Genomic DNA, 5,942 nt, shown 5'->3' with positions numbered 1-5,942 from the left:
CGCGACGGAAGCGATGTCGGTCGTCACCACCGGTGCATCGTTGACGTTATCCACCGTCACCGTGAACGGATCGGCCGAGACCGAGGCGTCGCCGTCGCTGGCGGTCACCACGATCGACAGCTCGCCCACGTCGCCGTTCGTCGGCGTACCGGACAGGACGCCGGTGTTCGGGTCGATGCTCAGCCAATCGGGCAGCGGGTCGCCATTGGCCAAGGTCGCCGAATAGGTCAGCGTATCGTTGGTGTCCACGTCCTTGAACACGGTCGATGCATCAAGCGTGAACGGCGCGTCCTCGGCCGTGTTGCCGCTGGCGATGGTGGAGGTGACCTCGGGTGCGTCGTTGGTGCCGTTGATGGTGACGTCCACCGTCTGCGGCGCGCTGACGGTGTTGCCGTCGGTGGCCGCCACCTGGAACTGTTCGGTGGCGCTTTCGCCATCGTCCAGCGTCTTGGCGTTGTCGTTGGGGGTAAAGGTGTATTCACCGGTCTCGGGATCGACCACCACCGTCCCGTACTCGGTCTCGAGTTCTTGCACCAGATCGCCGGTCTTGGGATCGATCACACCATAGGTCAGGGTGTCGCCATCGGGATCGACCGCGTCAAGGTCGCCGCTCGCCACGCCGCCCTGATCGACCTCGAGATCCACATGGTCGGGACTGGTGATCACCGCCGCGTCGTCGGTCGGGGAGATGGTCACCGGAACGGTGATGTCGGTGGTGCCACCCGCGGAATCAGTCACCCGGATGGTGAAGCTGTCGGAGCCGTTCCAGTTGTTGTCCTTGGCGCTGAAGACGAAGTTACCGTTCTCGTCGATGGTCACCGTGCCGTTTTCGCCGTTGCCGACCACTTCATACGAGACGATGTCGCCGTCGATGTCGGTCACGTTCAGCGTGCCGTTGACCACGGTCGCGGTGTCGGTGGTGCTTTCCTCGGCCGAGTTGCCGGTTACGCTCCACGTCGCTTCGTCGTCGACGTTCTCGAGCTTGATGGTGATGTCGCGGCTGACCACGTTGCCTTCGTCATCCGTGACGAAAACAGTGACGGTTTCCGTGCCGAACCAGTCGGACTGGTCGGGATAGGGCTGGTAAACGTATTGGCCAGAGGCGGAATCGAAGACGATGCTGCCATGGGCGGCGTCGGAGAAGCTGATGGTGACGCCACCGCCATCGGGATCGTAGGCGTTGACGCGGAAGGACAGGCTTTCGCCTTCCTTGCCGACCATGTCGTAGGGGCCGTTGACCTCGGGCGCGCCGTCGAACTCCACTTGGACACCCTCGAACACCGGGAGCTGGTCGATGTGCAGCGGTTCCTCGCTGGCGGCCGGCACCAGGATCTCGGTCTCGGCGACCGGCTGGCTTCCTTCGTCCACCGGAACCTCGGGAGCGGTTTCGGCGGTTTCGGTCTGCGAATCGATGCCGCTGCCGAAGATGATGTTGCCGCCGTAAAGATCGCTTTGGCCGTCCAGATTGGGAGCGGTATCCGGTTCGGCCTCGGCTTCGGTGGTTTCCGTGTCAAGCGGCGCGGTGGTAGTGGAAGACGTGTCGACGGCGGTGTCCGCCGTTTCGATCTCCACTTCGGCGCTGCCGATCTCGCCGGTCTGGTTGGCGAAGCCTTCCTGAACCGACGGATGGGCGGTCGAGCCCTGGTGAATGGTGGCGAAGGTGCCAAGCGCTCCATCCGACAGATCCGTCGAGCGCACGGCGTTCAGCCGCGTCAGCCCCATGGACTGGTCGTCGACGTTGGACAGGACCGTAAGATCGTCCAGTGCCTGCTGGGCGTTCTGGTTCGGGGTCTCGGTGCTGGTCGTCTCGTTGACGCTGTTCTCGTCGGACATGGTTCGCTCCCGGCCAAAAAAAATCCCGGCCGCAATGCGGTCCGGGATCATCCGACTTATTGTGACTCACTCATGGCGAGGAATCCAGCCGTTTTTGAATCAAATCAACGCTTTCTTCCACGCCGTTTCGGTGCCGCCGCAGGTCCCGACGCCGGCCGGCCGCTTCCCCTTCCCTTGGACATCAAATCGACCGGCACCCCAAGATCCAGTGCCTCGAGCCGGCGCAATTCGTCGCGCAGACGCGCCGCCTCCTCGAATTCCAGATCGGCGGCGGCGGCCTTCATGCGCTTTTCGATGTCGGCCTTGACGGTCGCCAGATTATGCCCGACACCATGGGACAGACCGGAATCACCGGTGCCGACGGTGACGTAATCGGCCTCGCACACGCTTTCCAGAACGTCCGAGATGCCCTTCTTGACGCTTTCCGGGGTGATGCCGTGCGCCTCGTTATAGGCTTGTTGCTTCTCGCGGCGACGATTGGTTTCGGCCAAGGCGTATTCCAAGGAATCGGTCATCTTGTCGGCGTACAGCAGCACCCGCCCCTCGATATTGCGCGCGGCGCGGCCGATGGTCTGGACCAACGAGGTCTTGGAACGCAGGAAGCCTTCCTTGTCGGCATCCAGGATGGCGACAAGGGCGCATTCCGGGATATCCAGCCCCTCGCGCAGCAGGTTGATGCCCACCAGCACGTCGAAGGCGCCAAGCCTGAGGTCGCGGATGATCTCGATGCGCTCCAGCGTGTCGATGTCGGAATGCAGGTAACGCACGCGCACGCCATGGTCGTGAAGGTATTCGGTCAGGTCCTCGGCCATGCGCTTGGTCAGCACGGTGACCAAGGTCCGATAGCCCTTGCGCGACACCTCGCGCACCTCGGCCAGCAGGTCGTCCACCTGGCGTTCCACGGGACGGATCACACAGACCGGGTCCACCAGACCGGTGGGGCGGATCACCTGTTCGGTGAAAACGCCGCCAGTGCGCTCCATCTCCCACGGGCCGGGAGTGGCCGAGACGAACAGCGTCTGCGGCCGCATGGCCTCCCATTCCTCGAACTTCAACGGCCGGTTGTCGACACAGGACGGCAGGCGAAACCCGAACTCGGCCAGGATCGACTTGCGCGCATAGTCGCCCCGGTACATGCCGCCGATCTGCGGCACGGTGACGTGGGACTCGTCGACGATGCACAGCGCGTCGGGCGGCAGGTACTCGAACAGGGTCGGCGGCGGGTCGCCGGGCCGTCGCCCCGTCAGGTAGCGGGAATAATTCTCGATCGACTTGCAATGACCCGTGGTTTCCAGCATCTCCAGATCGAAGGTGGTGCGCTCGCGGATACGCTGAGCCTCCAACAGCTTGCCCTCGCGTTCGAAGCGGGCGACCGTCTCCTTCATCTCCTCCTTGATGCCCTTGATGGCCTGAGTCACCGTCGGGCGCGGCGTCACGTAGTGGCTTGAGGGGTAGACCACCGCCTCGGTCATGCTGACCGTCTTTTCGCCGGTCAGCGGGTCGAATTCGGCGATGGCCTCCAGTTCGTCGCCAAAGAACGACAGTTTCCAGGCGCGGTCCTCATAGTGCACCGGAAAGATTTCCAGGCTGTCGCCGCGCACCCGGAAGGTGCCGCGTTCGAAGGCGGCGTCGTTGCGGGTGTACTGAAGCTCCACCAGACGCTTCAGCAGGTCGCGCTGGTCGTAGCTTTCACCCACCTTCAACGGAATGGTCATGCGGGCATAGGATTCGACCGACCCGATACCGTAGATGCACGACACCGAGGCGACGATCACCACGTCGCGCCGTTCCAGCAACGCACGGGTCGCCGCATGACGCATGCGGTCGATCTGTTCGTTGATCTGGGAATCCTTCTCGATATAGGTGTCGGTACGCGGAATGTAGGCTTCGGGCTGGTAATAGTCGTAATACGAGACGAAATATTCCACCGCGTTGTCGGGAAAGAACGATTTCATCTCGGCGTACAACTGTGCCGCCAACGTCTTGTTGGGCGCCAGAACCACCGTCGGCCGGCCGGTGTTGGCGATGACGTGGGCCATGGTGAAGGTCTTGCCCGAGCCGGTGACCCCCAACAGCACCTGATCGCGCTCGCCCCCCTCGACCCCCTTGGTCAGTTCGACGATGGCGGTCGGCTGGTCGCCCGACGGCTGGAAGTCGGAAACCAGCTTGAAATCGGCCCGCCCGGTGGGAAGTTCCGGGCGTTCGATGAAGTCGAGGACGGGAATGCTTGCCATGATCCCCCCAATATGAGGGCGACGGCGCGCGTCCTCAATGCTGCTCGCGCGTCGCCGTGAATTTGATGGCCGGGAAATCCTGTTGGGCACGGCCCAATTGCCAGGAATTGCGCGCAAGGTAGACGGGCGAGCCGTCGCGGTCCTCGGCCATGTTGGACTTGTTGGCGGCGGTGAACTTTTCCAGTTCCTTGGCATCCTCGGCGGCGACCCAGCGGGCGGTGACGAAGCCGCCATCCTCGAATCCGGCCCTGATGTTGTATTCGCTTTCGATGCGGGTGGTCAGCACGTCGAACTGAAGTGGGCCGACCACGCCGACGATCCAGCTTGACCCGTCCACCGGCTTGAACACCTGACTGACACCTTCCTCGGCCAGATCGTCCAGCGCCTTCTTCAGCTGTTTGGCCTTCATGGGGTCGTCCAGGCGGGCGCGGCGCAGCACTTCCGGGGCGAAGGTGGGAATGCCCAGGAAGTGGAAATCCTCGGACTCGCTCAGCGTGTCGCCGATGCGCAACTGGCCGTGATTGGGGATGCCCATGATGTCGCCGGCATAGGCTTCCTCGGCCAGCTCACGCTCGCGCGCCAGGAAGAACACTGGGTTGACCAGGGCCATGACCTTGCCCGAGCGCACGTGCTTCAGCTTCATGCCGCGCTTGAAGCGGCCCGAGCACAGACGGAAGAAGGCGATGCGGTCGCGGTGGTTGGGGTCCATGTTGGCCTGGACCTTGAACACGAAGCCGGTGACCTTTTCCTCGGTCGGCTCGACCGTGCGGGTGTTGGTCTTGCGGGCCAGCGGGCTGGGGGCCAGACGGCCGACGCCGCGCAGCAATTCGGCGACGCCGAAGGTCTTCAAGGCCGAGCCGAAGAACACTGGAGTCAAGTGTCCGGCGCGGAAACTTTCCAGGTCGAATTCGGGATAGCCGCCGCGCACCAGCTCGACCTCGTCGCGCAGCCGGGCCGCCGCAGACGCCCCCACCGCCTCGTCCAGCTTGGGGCTGTCCAGCGGCGCATCCACCACCGCCGCCGCGATGTGGTCGCCGCGACCGGGATCGAACATGATGACGCGGTCGTTGACCAGATCGTAGACGCCCTTGAGGTCGCGGCCCATGCCGATGGGCCAGGTCACCGGGCAGACGTCCAGCGCCAGGGTCTTTTCCACCTCGTCCAACAGGTCGATGGGCTCGCGGCCTTCGCGGTCCACCTTGTTGATGAAGGTGATGATGGGCATGTCACGCATGCGGCAGACCTCGAACAGCTTCAAGGTCTGGGTTTCGATGCCCTTGGCGGCGTCCAGCACCATGATGGCCGAGTCGACGGCGGTCAGGGTGCGGTAGGTATCTTCGGAAAAGTCCTCGTGACCGGGCGTATCGAGCAGGTTGTAGGTCAGCCCCTCGTGCTCGAAGGTCATGACCGAGGCCGAGACCGAGATGCCGCGTTCCTTCTCGATGGCCATCCAGTCCGAGCGGGTGCGGCGCTGTTCACCTCGGGCGCGCACGGCACCGGCCATCTGGATGGCGCCGCCGAACATCAACAGCTTTTCCGTCAGCGTCGTCTTACCGGCGTCGGGGTGGGAGATGATGGCGAAGGTGCGCCGCAGCGCCAGTTCGGTCGAGAGCGTGGTCATGGCGGCGGTGATGGCGCGGATCGGCTATAAAATCAAGAAAATTGCAGGACAGGCCCACATGCTGACCATCCCCACCGACCCCGATCTCGACAACCGCCTGACCCGCGTCGCCCGCGCGCTGGGAAAAAGCCCGGAACATTGCGCCCTGGCCGCCCTCAAGGCATGGCTGTGCGACCACGAGGAGGCCATGGCGACCAGCCAGCGCCTGGGCGGCGACGGCGTGGCCCGCCCGCCCGCGGATTTTTATGACTAGC

General features: G+C 63.9%; 4 protein-coding genes. 1 reads left to right on the top strand and 3 read right to left on the bottom strand.

What is annotated here, in order from left to right; all coding sequences use genetic code 11:
• The 3 genes from G4223_RS04930 to G4223_RS04920 form a co-directional block, all read right to left on the bottom strand.
• On the bottom strand, positions 1-1,833 hold a 1,833-nt coding region (locus G4223_RS04930), incomplete at its 3' end, for a tandem-95 repeat protein (RefSeq protein ID WP_163675873.1).
• Between the two features lie 104 nt (positions 1,834-1,937).
• Positions 1,938-4,067, bottom strand: a complete 2,130-nt coding sequence (gene uvrB / locus G4223_RS04925) for an excinuclease ABC subunit UvrB (protein WP_163675871.1) — start codon at positions 4,065-4,067, stop codon at positions 1,938-1,940.
• 34 nt (positions 4,068-4,101) lie between these two features.
• A complete protein-coding gene (locus G4223_RS04920; RefSeq protein ID WP_163675868.1) occupies positions 4,102-5,688 on the bottom strand; it encodes a peptide chain release factor 3 in 1,587 nt (528 codons plus the stop codon).
• Here G4223_RS04920 and G4223_RS19875 point away from each other — a divergent pair.
• A complete protein-coding gene (locus G4223_RS19875; protein ID WP_241003959.1) occupies positions 5,639-5,941 on the top strand; it encodes a hypothetical protein in 303 nt (100 codons plus the stop codon). The genes G4223_RS04920 and G4223_RS19875 overlap by 50 nt on opposite strands.
• Position 5,942 lies beyond the last annotated feature (1 nt).

This window comes from Magnetospirillum aberrantis SpK, assembly GCF_011022235.1.
Lineage (GTDB): Bacteria > Pseudomonadota > Alphaproteobacteria > Rhodospirillales > Magnetospirillaceae > Magnetospirillum > Magnetospirillum aberrantis.
This window is presented reverse-complemented; position numbering and strand designations above follow the sequence as displayed.

Bases quoted from the DNA above. Each gene is read 5' to 3' on its own strand.
- uvrB (WP_163675871.1), bottom strand. From the start codon at position 4,067: ATGGCAAGCATTCCCGTCCTCGACTTCATCGAACGCCCGGAACTTCCC.
- G4223_RS19875 (WP_241003959.1), top strand. From the start codon at position 5,639: ATGATGGCGAAGGTGCGCCGCAGCGCCAGTTCGGTCGAGAGCGTGGTC.
- G4223_RS04920 (WP_163675868.1), bottom strand. From the start codon at position 5,688: ATGACCACGCTCTCGACCGAACTGGCGCTGCGGCGCACCTTCGCCATC.